22 protein-coding genes are annotated in these 21360 nt (G+C 65.0%); 11 read left to right on the forward strand and 11 right to left on the reverse strand.

Annotated elements, in window-relative coordinates; translation table 11 throughout:
• The first annotated feature begins 118 nt into the window (after nucleotides 1–118).
• A complete protein-coding gene (locus ACVISU_RS23235) occupies nucleotides 119–1411 on the forward strand; it encodes an MFS transporter (protein ID WP_050403773.1) in 1293 nt (430 codons plus the stop codon).
• Nucleotides 1412–1540: 129 nt separating this feature from the next.
• Here the strand turns inward: ACVISU_RS23235 and ACVISU_RS23240 are convergent, their stop codons facing one another.
• A complete protein-coding gene (locus ACVISU_RS23240; protein ID WP_456708429.1) occupies nucleotides 1541–2365 on the reverse strand; it encodes a transporter in 825 nt (274 codons plus the stop codon).
• Between the two features lie 206 nt (nucleotides 2366–2571).
• Between ACVISU_RS23240 and ACVISU_RS23245 the strand changes: the two genes are divergently transcribed.
• On the forward strand, nucleotides 2572–2973 hold the full coding sequence (locus ACVISU_RS23245) for a c-type cytochrome (protein ID WP_456708430.1): 402 nt from the start codon (nucleotides 2572–2574) through the stop codon (nucleotides 2971–2973).
• An 18-nt stretch (nucleotides 2974–2991) separates the two neighbouring features.
• On the opposite strand, the gene ACVISU_RS23250 is transcribed toward ACVISU_RS23245, so the two are convergent.
• A complete protein-coding gene (locus tag ACVISU_RS23250; protein WP_063695252.1) occupies nucleotides 2992–4485 on the reverse strand; it encodes a M48 family metalloprotease in 1494 nt (497 codons plus the stop codon).
• A gap of 54 nt (nucleotides 4486–4539) precedes the next feature.
• Nucleotides 4540–5325, reverse strand: a complete 786-nt coding sequence (locus tag ACVISU_RS23255; protein WP_456708431.1) for a thermonuclease family protein — start codon at nucleotides 5323–5325, stop codon at nucleotides 4540–4542.
• 153 nt (nucleotides 5326–5478) lie between these two features.
• On the opposite strand from ACVISU_RS23255, the gene ACVISU_RS23260 reads away from it, so the two are divergent.
• The 4 genes from ACVISU_RS23260 (at nucleotide 5479) to ACVISU_RS23275 (ending at nucleotide 10502) form a co-directional block, all read left to right on the forward strand.
• Nucleotides 5479–6684, forward strand: a complete 1206-nt coding sequence (locus tag ACVISU_RS23260) for an ABC transporter substrate-binding protein (protein ID WP_050403776.1) — start codon at nucleotides 5479–5481, stop codon at nucleotides 6682–6684.
• 37 nt (nucleotides 6685–6721) lie between these two features.
• The gene (locus ACVISU_RS23265) at nucleotides 6722–7516 is read left to right on the forward strand and encodes an enoyl-CoA hydratase (RefSeq protein ID WP_050403777.1); all 795 of its coding nucleotides are present in this window, start codon (nucleotides 6722–6724) and stop codon (nucleotides 7514–7516) included.
• A gap of 3 nt (nucleotides 7517–7519) precedes the next feature.
• Nucleotides 7520–8275: a hypothetical protein gene (locus ACVISU_RS23270; protein WP_456708432.1), complete on the forward strand. Its 756-nt coding sequence runs from the start codon at nucleotides 7520–7522 to the stop codon at nucleotides 8273–8275.
• A gap of 115 nt (nucleotides 8276–8390) precedes the next feature.
• Nucleotides 8391–10502: an acetate--CoA ligase family protein gene (locus tag ACVISU_RS23275; protein WP_456708433.1), complete on the forward strand. Its 2112-nt coding sequence runs from the start codon at nucleotides 8391–8393 to the stop codon at nucleotides 10500–10502.
• Nucleotides 10503–10556: 54 nt separating this feature from the next.
• Here ACVISU_RS23275 and ACVISU_RS23280 read toward each other — a convergent pair whose 3' ends face one another.
• From ACVISU_RS23280 to ACVISU_RS23290, 3 genes are read right to left on the reverse strand one after another with little or no spacing between them, the layout of a single operon-like run.
• Nucleotides 10557–11357 carry an enoyl-CoA hydratase/isomerase family protein gene (locus tag ACVISU_RS23280; RefSeq protein WP_024582673.1) on the reverse strand — a complete coding sequence of 267 codons (801 nt, stop codon included), beginning with the start codon at nucleotides 11355–11357 and terminating at the stop codon, nucleotides 10557–10559.
• Between the two features lie 17 nt (nucleotides 11358–11374).
• Nucleotides 11375–12535, reverse strand: coding sequence for an acyl-CoA dehydrogenase family protein (locus tag ACVISU_RS23285; protein ID WP_018269158.1), 1161 nt, complete (start codon nucleotides 12533–12535; stop codon nucleotides 11375–11377).
• A 31-nt stretch (nucleotides 12536–12566) separates the two neighbouring features.
• Complete coding sequence (locus tag ACVISU_RS23290; protein WP_456708434.1) at nucleotides 12567–13634, reverse strand: acyl-CoA dehydrogenase family protein; 1068 nt, start codon at nucleotides 13632–13634, stop codon at nucleotides 12567–12569.
• 367 nt (nucleotides 13635–14001) lie between these two features.
• Here ACVISU_RS23290 and ACVISU_RS23295 point away from each other — a divergent pair, with 367 nt between their 5' ends.
• Entirely contained in the window at nucleotides 14002–14763 is a 762-nt protein-coding gene (locus tag ACVISU_RS23295; protein ID WP_050403781.1) for an N-acyl homoserine lactonase family protein, read from the forward strand.
• A 90-nt stretch (nucleotides 14764–14853) separates the two neighbouring features.
• Nucleotides 14854–15636 (forward strand): SDR family NAD(P)-dependent oxidoreductase, encoded by a 783-nt coding sequence (locus ACVISU_RS23300; protein ID WP_050403929.1) that lies wholly within the window; start codon nucleotides 14854–14856, stop codon nucleotides 15634–15636.
• 87 nt (nucleotides 15637–15723) lie between these two features.
• On the opposite strand, the gene ACVISU_RS23305 is transcribed toward ACVISU_RS23300, so the two are convergent.
• Complete coding sequence (locus tag ACVISU_RS23305; protein WP_021080200.1) at nucleotides 15724–16002, reverse strand: GlsB/YeaQ/YmgE family stress response membrane protein; 279 nt, start codon at nucleotides 16000–16002, stop codon at nucleotides 15724–15726.
• A gap of 33 nt (nucleotides 16003–16035) precedes the next feature.
• Nucleotides 16036–16638 (reverse strand): YidB family protein, encoded by a 603-nt coding sequence (locus ACVISU_RS23310; RefSeq protein ID WP_456708435.1) that lies wholly within the window; start codon nucleotides 16636–16638, stop codon nucleotides 16036–16038.
• Between the two features lie 151 nt (nucleotides 16639–16789).
• On the opposite strand from ACVISU_RS23310, the gene ACVISU_RS23315 reads away from it, so the two are divergent.
• Genes ACVISU_RS23315 through ACVISU_RS23325 form a run of 3 tightly spaced genes read left to right on the forward strand, consistent with a single transcriptional unit; the run spans nucleotide 16790 to nucleotide 18468 of the window.
• Nucleotides 16790–17824, forward strand: a complete 1035-nt coding sequence (locus ACVISU_RS23315; RefSeq protein WP_456708436.1) for a 2-dehydropantoate 2-reductase — start codon at nucleotides 16790–16792, stop codon at nucleotides 17822–17824.
• 4 nt (nucleotides 17825–17828) lie between these two features.
• Nucleotides 17829–18023 (forward strand): hypothetical protein, encoded by a 195-nt coding sequence (locus ACVISU_RS23320; RefSeq protein ID WP_050403784.1) that lies wholly within the window; start codon nucleotides 17829–17831, stop codon nucleotides 18021–18023.
• Nucleotides 18024–18045: 22 nt separating this feature from the next.
• On the forward strand, nucleotides 18046–18468 hold the full coding sequence (locus ACVISU_RS23325) for a CAP domain-containing protein (RefSeq protein WP_050403785.1): 423 nt from the start codon (nucleotides 18046–18048) through the stop codon (nucleotides 18466–18468).
• On the opposite strand, the gene ACVISU_RS23330 is transcribed toward ACVISU_RS23325, so the two are convergent.
• The 3 genes from ACVISU_RS23330 to ACVISU_RS23340 all read right to left on the reverse strand — a co-directional run bounded on the left by ACVISU_RS23330 (nucleotide 18458) and on the right by ACVISU_RS23340 (nucleotide 21282).
• Nucleotides 18458–19126, reverse strand: a complete 669-nt coding sequence (locus ACVISU_RS23330) for a hypothetical protein (RefSeq protein WP_456710883.1) — start codon at nucleotides 19124–19126, stop codon at nucleotides 18458–18460. The genes ACVISU_RS23325 and ACVISU_RS23330 overlap by 11 nt on opposite strands.
• 216 nt (nucleotides 19127–19342) lie before the next feature.
• Nucleotides 19343–20413, reverse strand: coding sequence for a helix-turn-helix transcriptional regulator (locus tag ACVISU_RS23335; RefSeq protein ID WP_456708437.1), 1071 nt, complete (start codon nucleotides 20411–20413; stop codon nucleotides 19343–19345).
• A 218-nt stretch (nucleotides 20414–20631) separates the two neighbouring features.
• A complete protein-coding gene (locus tag ACVISU_RS23340) occupies nucleotides 20632–21282 on the reverse strand; it encodes a TetR/AcrR family transcriptional regulator (protein ID WP_456708438.1) in 651 nt (216 codons plus the stop codon).
• Between the last annotated feature and the right edge of the window lie 78 nt (nucleotides 21283–21360).

Consider the following 21360-nt stretch of genomic DNA (forward strand, 5'->3'; position numbering starts at 1 on the left):
CAAAGGCTGCCCGTGGCCTCATCTCAGGTTTGAGCATGACCTGTTCGGAAAACCGGTTTCCACGTTTCCGGGTCAGGCTCCAAAGGACGGTTCTCCGGCGATGGCACAGGCCCCAGCAATGGCTCACGGCACCCCGACCGCGTCAGGTCACGGGCAGGCGAAACCCGGCGAAATCGCGATCGGCGTCATCATCGGACGCACGTCGGAATTCTTCGACTTCTTCGTCTACGCAATCGCCTCGGTGATCGTGTTCCCGAAGCTGGTGTTCCCGTTCGTCAACGAACTGACCGGCACACTCTATTCATTCGGCATCTTCGCGCTGGCTTTTGCGGCGCGGCCGCTCGGCACCGTGATCTTCATGGCGGTCGACCGCCGCCACGGCAAGGGCGCAAAGCTCGTCATCGCGCTGTTCCTGCTCGGCACCGCCACGGTCGCGCTCGCGTTCCTGCCCGGTTACGACACGATCGGCGTCGCGGCGATCTGGCTTTTGGCCGCCGCGCGCGTGCTGCAGGGCATCGCCTGGGGCGGCGCTTGGGACGGCCTCGCCTCGCTGCTCGCGATGAATTCGCCGGCGAACAAGCGCGGCTGGTACGCGATGGTGCCGCAGCTCGGCGCGCCGCTCGGCCTGATCGTGGCGAGCGCGCTGTTCGCGTTCTTCGCCGGCAACCTCTCGGCGGATGATTTCTTCGATTGGGGCTGGCGCTATCCGTTCTTCGTCGCCTTCGCCATCAACGTGGTGGCGCTGTTCGCGCGGCTGCGCATGGTGGCGACCGACGAATATTCCGAGCTGTTCGAAAGCCGTGACCTCGAGCCGGCGCGGGTCGGCGAGACGGTGGCGCAGGAAGGCCGCAACATCCTGCTCGGCGCCTTCGCGCCGCTGGCGAGCTTTGCCCTGTTCCACATGGTCACGGTGTTTCCGCTGTCCTGGGTGTTCCTGTTCACCAGGGAAAGCCCGGTGCGCTTCCTGATCATCGAAATGATCGGCGCCATGGTCGGGGTGGTCGCGATCATCGCCTCCGGCATGCTCGCCGACCGCGTCGGGCGCAAGCCGCTGCTGCTGGGCTCGGCGGTCGCGATCGCGGTCTATAGCGGCTTTGCGCCGCAGCTGCTCGATGCCGGCGCATTCGGCGAGACGATCTACATGGTGCTCGGCTTCGTGCTGCTCGGCCTGTCGTTCGGCCAGTCGTCGGGTGCGATCGCCTCGAACTTCGCGCGCAACTATCGCTACACGGCTTCGGCGCTGACCTCGGATTTTGCCTGGCTGTTCGGCGCCGGCTTCGCGCCGCTCGCCGCGCTGCTGCTGGCGACGCATTTCGGCTTGATCTCGGCCGGCGCGTACCTGCTGTCGGGCGCGGTGTGGACGCTGCTGGCGCTGTGGCTGAGCGGGCTGCGCGAGGTCGAAGTCAGCTAAGTCACGCTCTTCTCCTTCCCCCTGAAAGGGGGAAGGTCGGGATGGGGGTCCCAGCCGCAGGCGACGCCGCAAGCGGAGAGAGCAGATCCCCACCCGCTCTGCTCTGCCGAGCAAAGCGACCTCGCCTTTTCAAGGGGAAGTAGATGAGCGAAACAGCCCGTCGACGCGGAACGAATAGCCGAGGCCGACGATATAATTTGGCGAGTTGCGGTTGAGCCCGAACGCGACGTGGAGATCGACCTGCTGGGTCGGCGTGATCCGGTATACTCCGCCGGAATTGATCAGCTGGATCGGCCGGGCGCCGTCGGGATAGTCGCCGACATATTCGGTGAACACGCTGATCCGCTCGGTCAATTTCTTCTCGATCACGAAAGTCGCCTCCGACATGTGCTTGCTGGTCGGCTCGGCCGGGCGGAAGAATTCCGTGAACATGCCGCTGAGGCCCCAGCCGTCATGCAGCTCCCATGACCATGGCAGCTGGATGTAGGGCTGCGCGCCGCGCCCGGCGACGGCAGCCGCACCGGTCGGCAGCGCGACACCGGCGGTGATCGACAGGTCGATCTTTCCCGGCACCGGGCTGATCTGCCATTTGAGGGCAGGCGCGACGTCCGAAAATCCCGAGGCTCCCGGCGACTTCAGCGTGCCGACATAGCTCGGCAGGTCGACCAGCACTTCGAGGCAGGGCGCGATGCCGAGCCGCCAGCGGCTGTTGTTGCCGTCGATACTGCGGCCAACGTCGCGGCCGTTCAGGTTGACGCCGTTCTCATTTTGGAGGCTTCCGACCGGCACGACGATACTCGAATTGGTGACGTCGGGCCGGTCGGTCGCAATTTCGTCGCTCGGCTTGGGACAACCGTCCGCGCGCGCGGCGGTGGCTGCCGCGAGGGTGAACGCAGCAAGCACGCACCCGAGTTCGGGAAGTCGAGCGACGGCGCCGAACTGATTGTGAAACACTGGGGATGCTCCAAAAACCCGGTGCCGCTGCGGAGGTGGCAGCTTGGATAATGATCGTTTGATCACGCGGATATTCCCCGCGGGCGGGAAAAATCTCAACAAGAGGTGCTGACGTCGGCGATCGCTGCGGCCGGCGACGAAATCTCAGGGAATAGAACGGCAGGCAGGCTGCTCCTGTTGAGATGGCAAACAGGAAAACCCCGGGAATGACCATTCGTTCGATCGCAGGCGTGCTGGCGCCGCGGCACGCCAAAATCGCCGCGATGGCGGCCATCGCGATCCTGCTCGCGTTGAACAGCGCACGGGCGGCGGGCGATCCGGCGCGCGGCGCCACGCTGTACCAGGGCTGCGGCGATTGCCATTCGATCGACAAGAACGACGTCGGCCCGATGCACAAGGGGGTCGTCGGGCGCCTTGCCGGCTCGGTCGCGGGCTACAATTACTCGCCGGCGCTGAAGAACTCGAAGATCGTGTGGACCGAGGCCAATCTCGACAAATGGCTGTCCGGTCCGGACGCGATGGTGCCCGGCACCAAGATGTTCTACGAGGTTCAGGATCCGAAGGACCGCGCCGACATCATCGCCTTCCTCAAGGAGAAGGCGAAGTAAGGCTACGTTCTTGATACCTCAATCCACCACGATCTTGACGCGGTCGCGCGGCTTCACCTGGGCGTGGGCGTCGAGGCCGTTGAGCACACGGAAGCGCTCGGCCGGATGATCGACGCCGGCCATGCGATGCGACAGCGATTCCACGGTGTCGCCGGGCTGCACGTTGATGACCTTGATGCGCAGCGGCCGGGCGGCCTGGATCTCGTCAAGGGTCAGGCGACGGAATGAATTCACGGTCTCGCGCGCATTGCGCTCGCTCTCGGTGGATTTCTGCTTGGCGGCGAAGATGAAGCGGTAGACGTCGCTGCCGAAGCGCAGCGCGTAGACCTTGAACTGCCACTGGTCGCCATGCGCAGTGGCGGAGGCGGCCGGAAAGCCGTTGATGTTGAGATCCTCTGTCGAGGACTTCTCGACGCCTTCCATCCAGCCGGAATTCAGATAGTCGCCGAGCGACTGCTCGGCCGGCACCCGCACCACGTCGAAGCGCATCGCCTGGCTGCCGCCCTCGCGGACGCCGATCACTGCCTGTGCGGTGTTGTCGAGCGTGAAATTGTCGGGCGCGGTGAAGGTGAAGCCGAGCTTGGGATGCAGGAAGCGGCGGCCGCGCACGAAGCCTTCACTGGGATCCTCGCCATAGACGATATTGTCGATCGCGGCGAGATAGGTCTCGCGGTCGCGGTCGTTGTTCTCGGGCGACGAATATTGCCGCGCGGTGGTCTGCGCATTGTTGATGCGCTCCGGCGTTGCCGGATGCGATGAGGTGAAATCCTGCGCGCGCGGATCGAGCGCGGTCTTGCCGATCTTGAGCGCGGCATTGCGCTCCATCGCGGTCAGGAAGCGCGCCGCGCCGTAGGGATCGAAATGCGCACGCGCCGCGATGCCGACGCCGATGCCGTCGGCCTCGAACTCCTGCTGGCGCGAGAAGCTCGCCATCGTCAGCTTGGTTTTGGCGAGCGCCAGCGCGGTGAGGTCGGGGTCGGTGCTCATGTCGGTGACGACGCGCGTCACCACCGCCGCCTGGCGCGCCTGGTCCTCGCGCATCGCGGCGTGCTTGGCCAGCACATGCGCCATCTCGTGGCTCAGCACCGAGGAGAGCTCGGAGGTGTCGCTGGCGAGCGCGATCAGGCCGCGGGTGACGTAGAGCTGGCCGGTCGGCAGCGCGAAGGCGTTGACCGCGCCGGAATTGAGGATCGTGACCTTGTAGGCCTGGTCGGGCCGCTCGGAGGCGGCGACCAGCCGCTCGACGGTCTTGCTGATCAGGGCCTCGAGCTTCGGGTCGTCATAGGCGCCGCCATAGGACGACAGAATGCGCTCGTGCTCGCGCTCGCTGTTGGGCGTCTGCTGCACCACCCGGTTCGGCTTCACCGGTGCCGCCGCGGCGGTCGGCGTGGGCTGCTCGAACCGGCCGATATTGCCGCAGGCGGACAGCGTCAGGGCCGCGCAGACGAGCGCCGGCGCAGCCGAAAGCCGGCGGCCGGTTCCATCTTCACGCCGTCCAGCGCGTTCAATCACGTCAAAAACCCACAAATTGTCCCGTGGCCGGCCGGGCCGTGGCCTGTCGGCCCCCTAGTTCCCGCCGAGCAGCTCAATCTGCCCCACCCGGAGCAACTCGATTCGCGGCCCACGTCGTGCTTCCACCCAGCCTCGGACACGAATCCTGCGATTTTCCAGAGACTTGGGCGCAAGCCCGGCCGCCTCGAACGCAGGGACTATGCGCCTTGAAATAGTCAGAGCAAAGTCCCGAGTCCAGTTTCGGCCGAAATTCAGGTAAGTCGTCGCCCCGGCTTGACGCACGGACAAAACCCTGCCCTCGACCACCGTAAAGCGCCCGATCCCGGCCAAAATATCGTCCGGACTTTCGGCGTTTTTTATGACCGTGCTCTCGGCCCAGGTTCCCGACCGGGCGGTCCGCGCCTCGGCCTCCGCCGCCATCAGCGCCGTCGCGCAGTCCTTGTCGGCGATCTCGGACGACACCAGCGCGAGGCCCTGGCGCAGCAACTCGCTTTGCACGGGCCTCCCGCTGCCATCGAGGAATGCGTAGGCCGGCTGCCGGCCATAGCGGTCCGGCGTGTCGTCCTGGCCGCGCAGCGTCACCTCACGGCCGACCAGCAGCGCCGATAGTGCGGCGGCGGCCTTCGCCCGGTCCGCCACCTCGATGCCGGCGAGCTTGACCTCACGGCCGTCGCCCAGCCGCAGGCTGCGCGCATCGACCACTGCGGCGACGCGACCCTCGCCCTGAATCTCGAAATTGCATCCGGCGGCATGGCCCTGATCGCATGCAAACAGCGTCGCGCACGCGAGGAGCGCGCTGCGAGCGGGCGTCAGCAGAATCCGCATCGACAACACCTGCATCAGTTGATCTTGGCACATTACAGCCATTCCGTTCAGCGGAAAACACGTGACAGCTCCGCGACTTGCCGCTGTAGATGGCATGCGGCATGATCCGCGCGCGTGAAACGGACCGGCTGCAATGGAATGTGGCACGGCGTTCAAGGGAGGATCTGAATGAGACGGGTTTTGGCCGGCGTGTTGGCCTGTGTGTTTGCGATCTCGGCGAATGCGTCGCTGGCGCAGGACAAACCCCCGCTGAAGCTCGGCGGCATCCTCGACATGTCGAGCCTCTATGCCGACATCACCGGTTCGGGCAGCGAAACTGCCGCCAAGATGGCGGTGGAGGATTTCGGCGGCACGGTGCTCGGCCGCAAGGTCGAGATCGTGGTCGGCGATCACCTCAACAAGGCCGACCTTGCCGCCAACATCGCCCGCGACATGATCGACAACCAGGGCGTCGAGATGATTTTCGACGTCGCGGCGTCTGCGACCGCGCTTGCCGCCGGCGAGATCGCCAAGGCGCGCGGCAAGATCATCATGTTCAATGGCCCGGGTTCGATCCGCCTCTCCAATGAGGCCTGCGGCCCCTATACCGTGCATTACGTGTTCGACACTTTCGCGCAGGCCAATGTGACCGGCCTTGCCGCGGTGAAATCCGGCCTCGACACCTGGTTCTTCCTGACCGCGGACTATGCGTTCGGCCAGGACCTCGAAAAGGACACCAGCAATGTCGTGGTGAAGTCGGGCGGCAAGGTGCTCGGCAGCGTGCGGCATCCGATCAACACCTCGGACTTCTCATCCTTCCTGCTGCAGGCGCAGGCCTCCAAGGCCAAGGTGATCGGGCTCGCCAATGCCGGCGGCGACACCATCAACGCGATCAAGCAGGGCGCCGAGTTCGGCATCACCAAGGGCGGTCAGAAGATCTCGCCGCTCCTGGCCTTCGTGACCGATATCGACAGCGTCGGGCTCGAGACCGCGCAGGGGTTGCTGCTCGCGGAAGCGTTCTACTGGGACCTCAATGACGACACCCGCGCCTTCACCAAGCGCTTCATGGAGCGCACCAAGCGGGTGCCGACCTCGGCCCAGGCCGGCGTCTACTCCTCCGTTCTGCATTACTTGCAGGCGGTGAAGGCCGCCGGCACCACCGATGCGGCCGCCGTCATGAAGGTGATGAAGGAGACCCCGATCAACGACATGTTCGCCAAGAACGGCAAGATCCGTGAGGACGGCCGCATGGTGCACGACATGTATCTGTTCGAGGTCAAGAAGCCCTCGGAGTCGAAGGGCCGCTGGGACGACTACAAGCTGCTCGCGACCGTGCCGGGTGACCAGGCGTTCCAGCCGCTGTCGGAGTCGCGCTGCCCGCTCGTGAAGAAATGACGCTGTAACAACCAACAACAACGAAAGGCAAAATGCCATGAGCGATAATCAGATGGTTCTCCAATCCCTCGACAAGGGCCTGCTCACCATCACCATGAACCGGCCGGATCGGCGCAACGCGCTCAATCCGGACATGACGCGCGGCCTGGTCGAGGCGGCGCGGCGGGCGCAGGACGATACCGAGGTGCGTGCCGTGCTGATCCGGGGCGCCGGCGGCACCTTCTGCGTCGGCGGTGACGTCAAGTCGATGGCTGAAGGTCGCGCGCCGCTGCCGTTCGAGGCCAAAATGGCGAACCTGCGCCGTGGCATGGAGGTCTCGCGCATCCTGCACACGATGCCGAAGCCCGTGGTGGCGCAGCTCGACGGTGCGGCGGCCGGCGCCGGCCTTTCGATCGCGCTGTCCTGCGATCTCCGCGTCGCCAGCGCCTCCTGCAAGATCACCACGGCGTTTGCCAAGGTCGGCTTCTCCGGCGACTACGGCGGAACGTATTTCCTGACCAAGATGCTCGGCAGCGCCAAGGCGCGCGAGCTCTACATGATGTCGCCGGTGCTGTCGGCGCAGGAAGCCTACAATCTCGGCATGGTCTCCAAGGTGGTGCCCGATGCCGAAATCGAGGCCGAGACGCTGGAGCTGGCCCGGTCGCTGGCACAGGGCCCGTCGGTGGCGCTCGGCTACATCAAGCGCAACATCAACAATGCCGAAACCATGACGCTGGAAGCCTGCTTCGACGGCGAGGCGATCCACCATACGCGTGCGGGCGAGACTACCGACCACAAGGAAGCGGCCAAGGCCTTCGTCGAGAAGCGCAAGCCCACCTTCCAGGGACAGTAAATGATGGCCGAGTACATGCGGCTGCGGCAGATCTGCCTGGTGGCACCGCAGCTTGCGCCCGTGATCGCGGATATCTCCGCGATCATGGGCCTCGACGTCTGTTTCCGCGACGGCAACGTCGCCAAATATGGCCTCGAGAACGCGCTGCTGCCGGTCGATACCATCCTGCTGGAAGTCGTATCGCCGTTCCAGCCAGGGCCGGGCACAGCGGCCGGCCGCTTCATCGAAAAGACCGCCGGCCGCGGCGGCTACATGGCGATCTTCGCTTGCGAGGATCCCGACGCGCGCGGCGCCAAAGCCAATGCGATCGGCGTGCGGACCGCGAACGTGATCACGCACGCGCCCTATCACGGCGTGCAACTGCACCCGCGCGACTGCCGCGCCGCCTTCATCGAGTTCAACCACACCGACGGCAGCGATGATATTCTTGGGCCATATCCGCCGGCCGGGCCGGACTGGCAGAAGTCGATCCGCAAGGACACGACTTTGGCGCTGACCGAGGTCGAGATGCAGAGCCCCGAGGCGGAGGGGCTGGCGGCGCATTGGGGCAAGATCCTCGGCATTCCCGCCGACGGCACCGTGGTCAAGCTGCCGAACGCGACCTTCCGCTTCGTCAAGGGCGACAGCGAGATCATGAGCGGCTTGACCTTCAAGGTCGCCAGCAAGGCCAAGGTGCTGGACGCCGCGAAAGCTCGGGGCTGTGCTGTCGATGGCGATGAGTTCTTGCTCTGCGGAGTGATGTTCAAGCTGACGGCATGATCGTCGTAGCCCGGATGCAGCGGAGCGAAATCCGGGACTGCGCTCTCCGCGGATAGGCCCCCCGGATTGCGCTGCGCTCCATCCGGGCTACAAGAAGAATAACAAGGAACGCCCCATGCCGCATCCGCTCGATTCCTTCTTCGCCCCAAAGAGCATCGCGCTGATCGGCGCCTCGCGCGATCATGAGAAGATTCCCGGCCGGCTGCTCGCGATGCTGCGCAAGAACGGCTATCCCGGTGCGCTCTATCCGATCAATCCGAACTATGACGAGATCGACGGCTTGAAATGTTTCAAGTCGATCGCCGAGATCGGCGCGCCGATCGATCTTGCCGTCATCGTGATTCCTGCACGTGCGGTGCTGCCGGCGCTGGAGCAATGCGCGGCCGCCGGCGTCAGGAACGCGGTCATCATCTCGTCCGGCTTTGCCGAGGAGGGCGGCGACAGCGCAGCGATGCAGGACGCGATCGTGGCGCTGGCGAAGCGGACCGGGATGCGGATCAGTGGTCCGAATGCCGAAGGGTTCTACAGCCAGGTGCAGAAGGTCGCTGCGACCTTCAGCCCGACCGTCGACGTCAAGCCGGACGCGCCGGCACTCGTTGCGACCAAGCGGCGGATCGGCATCGTCGCGCAGAGCGGCGGCATCGGCTTTGCGATCTATCATCGCGCCAAAGCGCTGGGCGTTGCGCTGAGTTACGTGGTCAGCGCCGGCAATGAGAGCGATCTCGGCGCCGGTGAATTCCTCGACTACATGGTGCAGGATCCATCGACCGACGTGATCCTGCTGTTCATCGAAGGCATCCGCGACGTCGACAAGTTTTTGGCGGCGGCGAAGCGCGCGGCGGAGCTCAGGAAGCCCATCATCGTCACCAAAGTGGGCCGCTCCGGCGCCGGCGAGCGTGCGGCGGCCTCGCACACCGCGAGCATGGCGGGCTGGTCGGCGGCCTATGACGCGGTGTTCGCCAAATATGGCTTCATCGTTTCCAACGACCTCGACGAGGCCGTGACGATTGCTGCGGTCCTGACCACCAATCCGCTGCCGAAGGGCAATCGCGCCGCGGTGCTGACGGTGTCCGGCGGCGCCGGCATCTGGGGTGCCGACACCGTGTCGATGCAGGGCTTGCAGGTGCCGGAACTCTCGGCCGATATTCAAGGCCAGATTAAGCAATGGATGCCGTCCTACGGTGCGGCCGGCAATCCGGTCGACGTGACAGCGCAGGGTGTCTCGTCCGGTGGCCTGCAGAAGAGCATCGAGCTGTTCGACGCGTCCGATGAAGTGGATGCGACGCTGGTCGTGCTGTCGCTGTCGAGCGAGACGCGGATGCCGTTCAAGGAGGCCGAGCTAAAGCCTCTGATCGCACGGCAGAGTAAACCGGTGGTGTTCTATTCTTACACGCTGCCGTCGCATTTCGCGCGGCAGGAGCTTGCGAAGTCGGGCGTCGTCGTGCTGTCGGGGCTGACCCATGTCGCCGTCGCAATGCGGCGGTTGGCGGATTATGCCAGCTTCAAGCCCTTACCGGAGATCGCGGCATCTGCTTCGCCGATACACGATCTTTCGGTGCATCTTGCGGCGAAGACCCTTTCCGAGCATGACAGCAAGTCGCTGCTCCGCGCCGCCGGGATCGCATTGCCCGACGAGGTGCTGGTGACCGACCGCGACGGGTTAGACGCGGCGATCGAGCGTACCGGGTTTCCGCTTGTCATGAAGATCCAGTCGCCGGCGATCGCGCACAAGAGCGAGGTCGGCGGCGTCCGCGTCAACATCGCCGCCAAGGGCGCGGCGTTTACGGCCTATCGCGACATGCTGGAAAGCGTGCAGCAGCAGCGACCGGATGCTGCGATTCAGGGCGTGCTGGTCGGGCCGATGGCGAAGAAAGGCGTCGAGATCATTGTCGGCACCATGACCGACAGCACCTTCGGGCCGATGGTGATGGTGGGCCTCGGCGGCATCACCACCGAGCTGTTCAAGGATGTGGTCTATCGCCCGGCGCCGGTGAGCGCGGCCGAGGCGACCAGCATGCTGGAAACTCTGAAGGCCGCGCCGCTGCTGCACGGTTTCCGCGGCGCGCCGAAAGCCGATGTCGCGGCGCTCGCACAATTGATCTCGCGGATTTCGGTGCTGGCGGCGCAGCATGCAGGCGAGATCGCCGAGATCGAGGTCAATCCGGTGCTGGTGCATCCGGAGGGGCAGGGCGTGACGATCGTCGACGCGCTGGTGGTGCCGAAGTAATTCGGGTCGTCCTGGCCTACGCCGGGACGACCCGTGGATAGAGCCGCTCGCGCCTCATCGTCCCTTGAAGTTCGCGACGCGGCGTTCGGCGGTGGCCTTGACGCCTTCCTTGAAGTCCTCGGTCGCGCGCAGCTTGGTCTGCTCTTCCAGCTCATGGTTGGTCGCGGCGAGCACGCGGTCGGCGAGGCCGGCGCGCATGGTGGCGCGGGTCGAGACCAGACCGAGCGGTGAGCATTCGGCGATCTCCTGCGCGAGCTTCATCGCCTCGGCGCGCACCTGGTCCTGCGGCACCAGCACGTTGGCGAGACCCCAGCGATAGGCCTCTTCGCCGGTGACGCGGCGGCTGGTGTAGAACATCAGCTCGGCGTTGTTCTTGCCGATCAGCTCCGGCAGCGTCGTGGTGAGGCCAAAGCCCGGATGGAAGCCGAGCTTGGTGAAGTTCGCCGCGAAGCGCGCCTCGGGGCAGGCGACGCGGAAGTCGGCCGAGACCGCAAGGCCGAGGCCGCCGCCGATCGCGGCGCCGTGGATCGCCGCAACGATCGGCTTCTTGTTGCGGAAGATGCGCACCGCCTGGACGTAGAGATGGTTGATCGGCAGGTTGGAGGCCGGATCGCTCTTGGCGCGCTCCTCTTGCTCCTGCCGGGCCGGGTCGCCGAAATTGGCGCCGGCGCAGAACGCCTTGCCTTGCGCCGCCAGCACCGAGGCGCGGATCTCGATATTGTTGTCGAACTCTTCCAGCGCGTCGGCGATCTGGTTGATCAGCGCGACGTCGAAGAAGTTCAGCGGGGGTTTTCGGATTTCGATCAGGCCGACATGGCCGTGGGTCTCGACGCCGATATCAGTATACTTGGTCATGATCTGTCCTCGTTGAATTAGCGTAGGCCCAAGCCGCGGGCGATGATGCCGCGCAGCACCTCGGTGGTGCCGCCTTGGATCGTCAGCTTGGGCGCGGTCTTGATGGCGAAATCGAGCTGCTTTTCCAGTGTCTCGCGGTTGGTCGCGGTCTCCTCGACGAACGCCGCGAGATCGCGCACGCGATGCGGCAGCTGCTGCTCCCACACCGTGCCGATGTCCTTGACGATGGAAGCCTCCACCACCGGCTCCTTGCCGGCCTGCAGCATGCCGGCGACCGACACCGACATGCGGCGCATGGTGTGCACTTGCGCCACCAGGCGTCCGATGCCTTCGGCGCTGCGGGTGTCCGGGTTCTTGCCGACGGCCCGCACCAGCTCGGTGAGCACGTAATAGGTCTCGAGGAAGCGCTCGGGGCCGGAGCGCTCATAGGCGAGTTCGGAGGTCGCCTGCTTCCAGGCGCCGTCGACTTCGCCCAGCACGTGATCGTCGGGCACGAAGTAATCGGTGAACACCACCTCGTTGAATTCGAACTGGCCCGTGATCTGGCCGATCGGATTCACCTGGATGCCCGGCTGCTTCATCTTGACCAGGAACTGGGTCAGGCCGTGGCGGCGGTTTTCCTTGGTCGGCGGTGACGTCCGGAAAATCGCGATCATGTAGTCGGCGATGTGCGCCGACGAGGTCCAGATCTTGGTGCCGTTGATCAGGTAGCCGCCGTCGGTCTTGGTGGCGCGGGTCTTCGCCGCGAACAGGTCGGAGCCGGAGTTCGGCTCGCTCATGCCGATCGCGAAGCAGACCTCGCCGCGGCAGATGCGCGGCAGGATGTCCATCTTGATGTGCTCGGGCGCATATTTCAAAAGCACCGGCCCGCTCTGGCGGTCGGCGACGAAGAAGCGCCGGGTCGGCGCGTTCGCCACCCGCATCTCCTCGGTCACGACATAGCGCTCGAGGAAGGAGCGCTCCTGGCCGCCATACTTCTTCGGCCAGGTCATGCCGAGCCAGCCCTTGGCGCCGACGCGGCGGGAGAATTCCGGCGCGTCATTGTCTTCGCGGTTCGGCGCGTGGGGATCGAAGGTGCCGGCGGCGATTTCCTCGGCAAGGAAGGCACGCACTTCCTTGCGGAGCTGCTCGCATTTTTCCGGCAGGCGGATCGGATCGAAACGAAGGGCTGCAGTCATGATGTCCAGTCCTGATCTCTTTGGTCTGATCTCAGCGCGAAGCCACCAGCGGCCACAATTCGTCGGCGCCACGGTCAGCAACGAGCTTGCCGAGCTCGACCGCCCAATAGCTCTCCGAGCCGAAATCGTCGCGCCACGCCAATGCGCGCAGCGAATAACGATGCAGGATGTGCTCGATGGTGAAGCCGATCGCGCCATGCACCTGATGGGCGATGCCGCTGCCTTTCTCGGCCGCTTCCGAGCAGCGGATCTTCGCCGCCGCGGCTTCGAGGAACACCGCGTCATTGTCGAGCGAAGTGGCGCTGGCGATGGTGTCGGCCGCCGAGGTCGCGGCGGCCAGCGCCGCGGCGGACTCGCCGGCGAGCCGGGCGAGATTGTGCTGCACCGCCTGGAATTTGGAGATCTTCTTCTCGAAGGCGACGCGCTCGTTGGAATAGCGCACGGAGATGTCGAGCATCGATTCCAGGGAGCCCGCGATCTGGAGCGATCGCACCACACCGCCCATCAGCATCAGCGTGGTCTGGTCGAAGCTCTTCGGCGCCGGCTTGACGGTGACCGGCTGCACCTTGTCGAGCGTCACGGTGTCGTTGTGATCGCCGCCGAGCCCGATGCCGGATTCGATTCGGCACTTCGCGGCATCGACCAGCGCGATCGAGGTGCCGTCCTTGCCGCTTGCCAGCACGGCGAAGTGTTTTGCGTCTTTCGCGAACGGCACGCCGCGGGCACGGCCGGAGAGCGAGCCATCGGCGCCAACCGTGACGCGGTCCTTCGGGCTCGCAGGGACAACCGTCATCTCGCCCTCGGGAGATGCGATCTTGCCCTGCGTCAGCAGCCAGCCGGCCAGCATTGTTTCGGCCAGCGGAACGGCGATCGCGTGCCGCCCGGCGACGTTGAGGACGCTGAAACCTTCCGCGAGGCTGGCGCCGGAACCGCCGAGATCGTCGGGCACCCAGGACAGCGGCAGGCCGGCTTCGGTCAGCGCCTGCCATAGCGGCGCCTTCCATGCGCCGTGCTTGTCGTGATTGATGGTCTGGGCATCCGCGAGATCGGCGAAAATCTTTTCCGCGGTCTCGGCGACGATGTTCTCACTCTCCGCCACAGCGTTCCTCGTGTTGATTGGCTTGGGGCTCGCCGTTCGGCTCGCCCTGCTTGCGATGTTGTCTTGCGCTCAATGATGCGGAAAAGCCATAGCCGTGACAAGCGCTGCCCGCAGGGCCACTTGCGCGGACGGCATGAAGCCGGGCGCGGCGCATGAATTCCGCATTGTGAACTTTCGACTGCCTCGGTTTGTATGCCACGCGCGGGCGCAGATGGGCCGGTGACATCGGTTCAGTCCGCCAGATGAAACTCGATCGCCTCTGCGACCGGCGGGTCATTACGACGGCGCCTGCAGACGGCGCGACCAGAAGGCATATGCGTTTCCATCGCCTCATGGTTAGCTTGGCGCTGAGATGGGAGGTAACAAGATGAAGATGCACATGCTGTCGGGCGGACGTTTGCGGATGTCCAAGCGGACCTATCTGCCTGATGCCGCGCGCGGCGAGACGATCGATCTGCCGGTGTCCTGCGTGCTGTTGCGGCACACGCAGGGCAATGTGCTGTTCGACACCGGATGCCATCCCGATGTCGCGACCGATCCCGAACGGCGGCTCGGCACGCTTGCCAAATACATGCAGCCGATCATGCCGGCCGACGATCATGTGCTGACGAGCCTGAAGGCGGTCGGCCTCGGCCCCGACGACATCGACGTCGTGATCTGCTCTCACCTGCACACCGATCATTGCGGCTGCAACGCCTTCTTCAAGAAGGCGACGATCTTCGTCCATGCTCTCGAGGTCGAAGCCGCGAACGCGGATAACGCGCTCGATCGCGGATACATCAGGGCGGATTGGGATCATCCGCTGAAGATGGAGATCTTCGACCGGCAGATGGACGTGTTCGGCGACGGCAAACTGACGCTGATCCCGTTGCCGGGACACTCGAAGGGAACGACCGGCGCGCTGGTCAAGCTCGACAACAGCGGCGAATACCTGCTGGCGTCCGACTCGCTCAGCGTGCGCGCCAATCTCGATCAGCGGACGTCGCCGCGGAACAGCCTTGATGTCGATCAGTTCCTGAACTCGCTGGACGAGATCGCCAGGATCGAGGCATCCGGCGTCAAGATCATCTGTGGCCATGACGAGGCACAATGGGCCAGTTTGCAGAAGGGCCCACACGCATACACTTAGGAGCCCGGCGCGGTTTGCAGATATTGCTCCGCGCGATATGGTATGCCGCCGCCGGAGCTCATCTGGCTCACGACAACAAGGAAAATGCAGATGTCCAAGGATGGTTTGTGCGCGATCGTGACGGGATCGGCATCGGGGCTCGGCGCCGCCACCGCGCAAATTCTCGCCACAGAGGGCGCGCGCCTCGTCATCAACTATTCCAACAGCAAGGCGGAAGCCGAGGCGACCGCGGACGCCTGCCGCAAGCGGGGTGCCGAGGTGCTGGTGGTGCAGGGCGACGTCTCGCGCGATGAGGACTGCAGGAAGATCGCAGCCGCCGCGCAGGGTTGGGGCCGCCTCGACGTTCTCGTCAACAATGCCGGCACCACCAAGCACGTGCCGCATCACGATCTCGACGGCCTGACCGCGGAGGATTTCCAGCGCATCTACGCCGTCAACACCATCGGTCCGTTCCAGATGGTCCGTGCCGCGCGGGCGCTGCTCGAAGCCGGCGCGAAGGCGTCCGGCCGTCCGGCGGCGGTGGTCAACGTCTCCTCGATCGCCGGCATTTCCGGCGGCGGCTCGTCGGTCGCCTATGCCGCGAGCAAGGGCGCGCTCAACACCATGACGCAGTCGCTGGCGCGCGCGCTGGCACCGCTGATCCGCGTCAACACGGTGTGTCCGGGCTATATCGATACGCCCTGGTTCACCAAGGGCCGCGGCGAGGATGGCGCCAAGCAGGTGCGCGATGCCGTGATCGCGCGCGTGCCGCTGAAGGTCGCGTCAACGGCCGAAGATATCGCCAATCTGGTCTGCTTCCTGGCGAGCCCGGCGTCGAGCAATATGACCGGCGAGTTCGTCCGTATGGACGCCGGTATGCATCTCATTCAGTGACCTGGCCACCCACGTCGTCAGTGCTTGCAGAAACGAAAATGCCCGGGCCATGCCCGGGCATTTTTTTCAATCAGTGCCGCTGCGACTTTACTTGTTTCCGATATCGGGGATCACGCGCGCTGCGACCAGCCGGTTCCAGATGAACAGCACCACCAGCGCGCCGATCGTGGCGGTGATGAAGCCGGCGCCCTGTTCAGGACCGTAATGGCCGATCGCCTGGCCGATGAAGGTCGCGAGAAACGCGCCGGCGATGCCGAGCACGGTGGTGAGAATGAAGCCGCTCGGATTATTGGGGCCCGGCGACAGGAACCGCGCGATGATCCCCGCGACAAAGCCGACGATGATGACCCAGATGATGCCGCCCATGACTGTCGTCCTCCTCAGATGGAATCGATGCTGTCAGAGCCTGCCGCTCAGCTCGTCGCCGCTCGGCAGCCGTCCGTCCGGCGTCAGATGATTGATCGCTTCGGGCAGATACTGGCTCAAGCCCTGCAGCAATTGGTCGCGCGACATGCCGCTTTGCGACGCGAGCGAGTCGATCTGGTCGGCACCGAGCGCGTTGGCGAGATCCCCGGGCGAGATCTGCTTGTTGGGACCGTTGCTGACCCAGGAATTGGCCGCGTCGCCGTGGCCCTTCTGCTGCAATTGATTAAGCAGATCGCCGAGGCCGCCGCTGAGCACGGTGCCGGCCGCGCCGCCGGCGAGCAGGCCGCCAAGGCCGCCCTTGAGCAGATCACCGAGCCCGCCGCCACCGGTGCCGCCGGGCAGGCTCGCGGTGACGTTGCCGGGGAGCTGTGGCGCCTGCGCTGGCTTCGGTTCAGGAGCGCTCGCGCCCGGCTGGCCGCCGGAGAAATGCTTGACTGCCTTCCAGGCGAGCAGCGCCAGGATAGCCATGGTCATCGGCGACATTCCGCCGCCGCTTGAACTGTCGGACGGGGTGCTTGGCGCGCTTGGACCGCGGGGGCCGTTCTGCATGCCGTTGAGTACGTCGAGTAAACCCATGATCGTCTCCTGCCGCAACCGTGCCCCGAGCGGGAAACATAGCTTCGGCCCATGACGGTTACAAGGCGGACCGCCCCGGGCGGCGGCGCGCGGAAATAGGCAGGCAACCCCAGTTCTGCTATCGAACCACGATGAACGGACGTTTGGCCAGATGAATGCGGACCGGCCGATCGGCATCGCGGGCGCCGGAAGCATAGGCTGCTTCGTCGGCGGCATGCTGGCTGCGTCCGGCCGCCGGGTCGCGCTGCTGGCGCGGCCGCGGTTGATCCAGGAGATCGCAGGGAACGGCTTGCGGGTCAGCAGTTTCGACGGCTCTGAGCGGATGGTATCCGCCGACCGGCTCATTCTGTCCGACGATCCGTCGATCCTGCGCGACGTCGATACCGTGCTGGTGACGGTGAAGAGTGCCGATACGGGCGAGATCGCCGAATTGATCGCACGCCACGCAGTTGCCGATGCCGCGGTGATCAGCCTGCAGAACGGCGTCGGCAATGTGCCGCTGCTGCGCGACCGCCTGCCGGGCCGCAAGGTGCTCGGCGGCATGGTGCCGTTCAATGTGGTCGCGCTCGGCGACGGCCGCTTCCATCGCTCGACCTCGGGCGACATCGTGATCGCGCAGGATGATGCCGCCACCGCGGCGCTTCTGTCGGTGCCGGGCCTCGCGTTTAACAGCACCGGCAACATCGACGGCGTGCAGTGGGGCAAGCTGATCGTCAATCTCAACAACGCGCTCAATGCGCTGTCCAACATCCCGCTGCGGCAGCAACTCGCACAGCGCGGCTGGCGACGATTGTTCGCCGACCAGATGGCGGAGGGTTTGGCCGCGATTAGCGCCGAAGGGATCGTGCCGGTGTCGCCGACGCCATTGCCCTCGAATTGGATGCCGACATTGTTGCGGCTGCCGGACGCGCTGTTCGACATGCTGCTCGGCCGCACCATGAAGATCGATCCCGAAGCGCGCTCCTCGATGTGGGAAGATCTGCAGCGGGGCCGGCGCACCGAGATCGACTATCTGCAGGGCGTGATCACCGCGATCGCGGATCGCCGCGGCCTTGAGGCTCCGCTGTCGCGCCGCGTCATCGCGCTGATCCGGAAGGCGGAAGCCGACGGCAAGGGCTCGCCGGGGCTGACGCCGGAACAGATTCGCGACGGCTCCGCCACAGCGATTGAACAATCGAGGAGGTGACGTCATGAAACGATCCTGCATCATGCTGCTCATGCTTGTCGCGCTCGCTGGTCCGGTTCGCGCGGCGCCGCCGACCGTGGTGCCTTCGCCAGGCTACGATGCGCGATTGCAGGAGCAGCGCGCGGCGGCGAGCCGATCGGCCGCGCCTGCGCATCAACCGGTCGCGCATCGACGCCACAAGCGCGGGCACGCGCGCTGATCCATGGGAGAGACTATCTGAGATGAAGCCGCTCGTTCTTGCACTCACCCTTCTGCTTGGCTCTGTCGCGACGGCAAGCGCCGCCGACTATGCCGGCTCGATCAGTGCCTACCGACGCGCCAACGGCATGCCTGCGGTGAAGCTCGACGCGAAGCTGAATGCGATGGCGCTGAAGCAGGCGCAGGCGATGTCGGCGACCGGATCGGTCAGCCACTCTGCGGGCGGCAGCTTCTTCACCCGCATCGCACCGCTGAAGAAGCAGCGCGCCGCGGAAAATATCGGTGCCGGTTTCATCGCTTTCGGCGAGATGCTGAAGCAGTGGGAGGACTCGGCGGGGCATCGCGAGAATCTCTTGATGCCGGGCGCGAAGCGCGTCGGCGTGGCCTTCGTCGACAATCCGACGTCGCCGTACCGCAGGTTCTGGGCGATGGTGATTACCGACTGACGTCTGTTCGCTTCGCGAGTTTGGTCGGCGGCGATGACGCCGGTGTGAACAGCTTCTTCAGGCCGTCCAATCCTTCGGAAAGCCGCGGCCATTCACAGGAGAACGTACCCTTCACGCAATTTGCCGCCTGCGGCCGTACCCTGGGAAGAGGCGCGGCAGCGACCCGCGGTTTGGCCGGGCGTACGACCGGTGCCGGGACTTTCGCCGGCTCGCTGCGCACCGGCTCGCTCTGCAGTGATGCCTGCTGAAGCTGCGGCGGCCGCTCCTGCCGCTTTTCCTGCCGCTCGAGCTGCTTGGCATTGAACGCCGCGACGATGCTGGAGCGGCGCTCCTTTTCGAGATAGCCGGTATACTCCTGGTCGATCTTCTTCTGCTCCTCCGGCGTCGGATTGGGGCCGGCGATGTCGAAGCTGCGGTCCTGCATGAAGTCGTAGTAAGTGTAACCCCCACCGGGCTTGCGGCGGCCGGCAAACTTGGCATTGCAGTCGGCAAGTTGCGCAGTCTTGTCTTCCCTGGTCTTCGCTTTCTCAGCGAGGTCGGCGCAATCCTCAAAATCCTTCGGCGCGCTGCGCCACCATTGCGCATGCGCGCTCATCGGCGCCAGCGCGGACGCGGCGACGAAAACGGCAACAGCCAACGTCGATGATCGTGACGGCATCACGGACATTGCAACCAAATCCGAACGACAGAGAGTAAGCCGATTGTCGCCATTTTAGTGACGCTTGTCACCCCGGAACCGGACGCTTTCCCTGATCAATTAAGTCGCAGACCGGCCGCCTGGCCTGATCGGATAATCGCTGCAGGCATTTGTAATATTTCAAGAATTCCTGCCGTGCCGGCGCGCCGGATGTTGGAACAATTCGTCTCGAATCGTTCACTTGACCCGATGCAGCAACGCCACCAATTCCGCCTGCCGGTGCGTGCCGGTCTTCTGGAAGATCGTCTTGAGCTGATTGCGCGCGGTGGCAAGGGCAATGCCGGCTTCCTGCGCGGCCGCCTCGACCGAATCGCCGCGCGCAAGCCGCGTGGCGAGGCGCGCCTGCGCCGGCGTCAGCTCGAACGTGGCCGCCAGCAACGCCTGATCGAACGCGGCGTTGCCTTCAAGATCGCGGATCAACAGGATCGCGCGCGCGCCGAGAAACGGCGAGCGCGCGGCGGGAGGCACCGGCTGCATCTGGATTACGATCGGCCGCTTGTCGATCCTGCGCACCACGATCGGCGCTGTCGGGAGCGGATGCAGGTCCGAACTGTGGGCCAAAAGATCGATCAGCCTGGCCAGATCGGCATTGGCCTGCCGGTCGGCCAAGGTGAGGCGGTTGTTGCGGATCGCAAGGTCATGGCCGAGGCAGGCTTCCGCATGGCCGTTCATGCCGATGACGGCGCCGAAGCGGCCCACGGCGATTGCAGCGACCTGGATCAGGTCGAGCGCGCTGGTGATGCCCGAAATCGCGGAGCGGCCGACGACGGTGGACAGTGTCGCGGCTTCGGTCAGCCGCGCCGACACGCGCGAGAGTGCCTTGACCTCGTCGGCCTCGAACATGCCTTCCTTCGGCGTGCGCTGGATGCTCATTGCCCATAATGCCGGGCCGGCGCGGAAGCCGATGGCGGCAAACCATTTCAGCCCGAATGCGCCGAGCGTCGCGTAAAGCGGATCGCGCATCATCTCGGCTTCGGACTCGAAAAGGTCCGCATCGGTGATGACATTGACCCCGGCGTTCATCAAGGGCACGCCGCGTGCCGCGCGGATGTCGGTGAGATGAAGATTGTGCGGGAAATAGGTTTTGGTGAAATAGTCGCTGATCGATTCCGAGCGCGGAATGTCTTCGGTGCGAATATCGCTCTGGAGCATCGCAGCCCCGGCCGCGCCGACCGACGCGCAGACCTCGTCCATGAAGGACGGCCAGGTCGCTGGATCGAGAACCACGTCGCCGAGGCGCGCAGTCACATCGTCTAGCCTGTGCAGGTCGACCAAAGTTCAGCTCCGCCGATGCGAACAGCGTTGTTTTGACAGGCGAAACAGCCTGCCCCTCGTTGCGCCCGGTACCGGGCATAAGACAACCCAGGGCGCCCGATATGCAAGTTAAATCAGCGACAGGCTAGGGGCTCGGCCCGCAAGCCATGGCGAAACATGATCGAAAATCGGCGAATGGCGCGAGCCCACCGCTACGGCAAATGCAAGCCCCGGCGGCGATCGGCCTCGGTCAATGCCACACGGCAGAAGCCGGCGGCGATCGCGACGACGTCCTCAACGGCTTGCGGATATTGCTTCGAGACCCAGCGCAGCGCAATCGAGATGACGGCGCCGACCATGCCGATCGAGAGCAGCGTGGCAGCCCCGGCTTTTTCACCCTGTTTGGGCTCTGATGTCGGCGGCACCAGGATGTCGCCGAAGACGCGCAGGGCGTCGAGCTTGACCGCATCGACCGCCGGACTGATGCCGGAAATCTCCAGCAGGAAGACCCGCGCGGGCTTCGGGTGCTCCTTCAATCGGGTGAAATACAGCGTCAGCGCGGCCCGCAGCCGCATCTCGGCATCGTCGCCGGCCGCCGCCGCAGCTGCCGTCATCTCTTCGTGGAGGTGGCCGACGACATGGTTGTAGGCGGCGATCAGCAAGGCTTCGCTGTTGGCAAAGGATTCGTAGAAATAGCGTTCGGTGAGCTCGGCCGCCTCGCAGATCGCCTTCACGGTCGCGCCACGATAGCCGACCTCGCCATAGACCTCGATCGCCGCGTCGATCAGCTTCAATCGCCGCTCGGCGCGGCGTTCCTCGGCGTCCATGCCGCCATAGAGGCGGGCTTTGCGGCTGCTTGCCATGAAAGTGTATTGACACGGGCCATTGTCAGATGTCAAGTTATCTGACAATACATATTGTCAATTCTGCCGCGGGAGGGT

The organism is Bradyrhizobium sp. USDA 4452 (genome assembly GCF_054063575.1).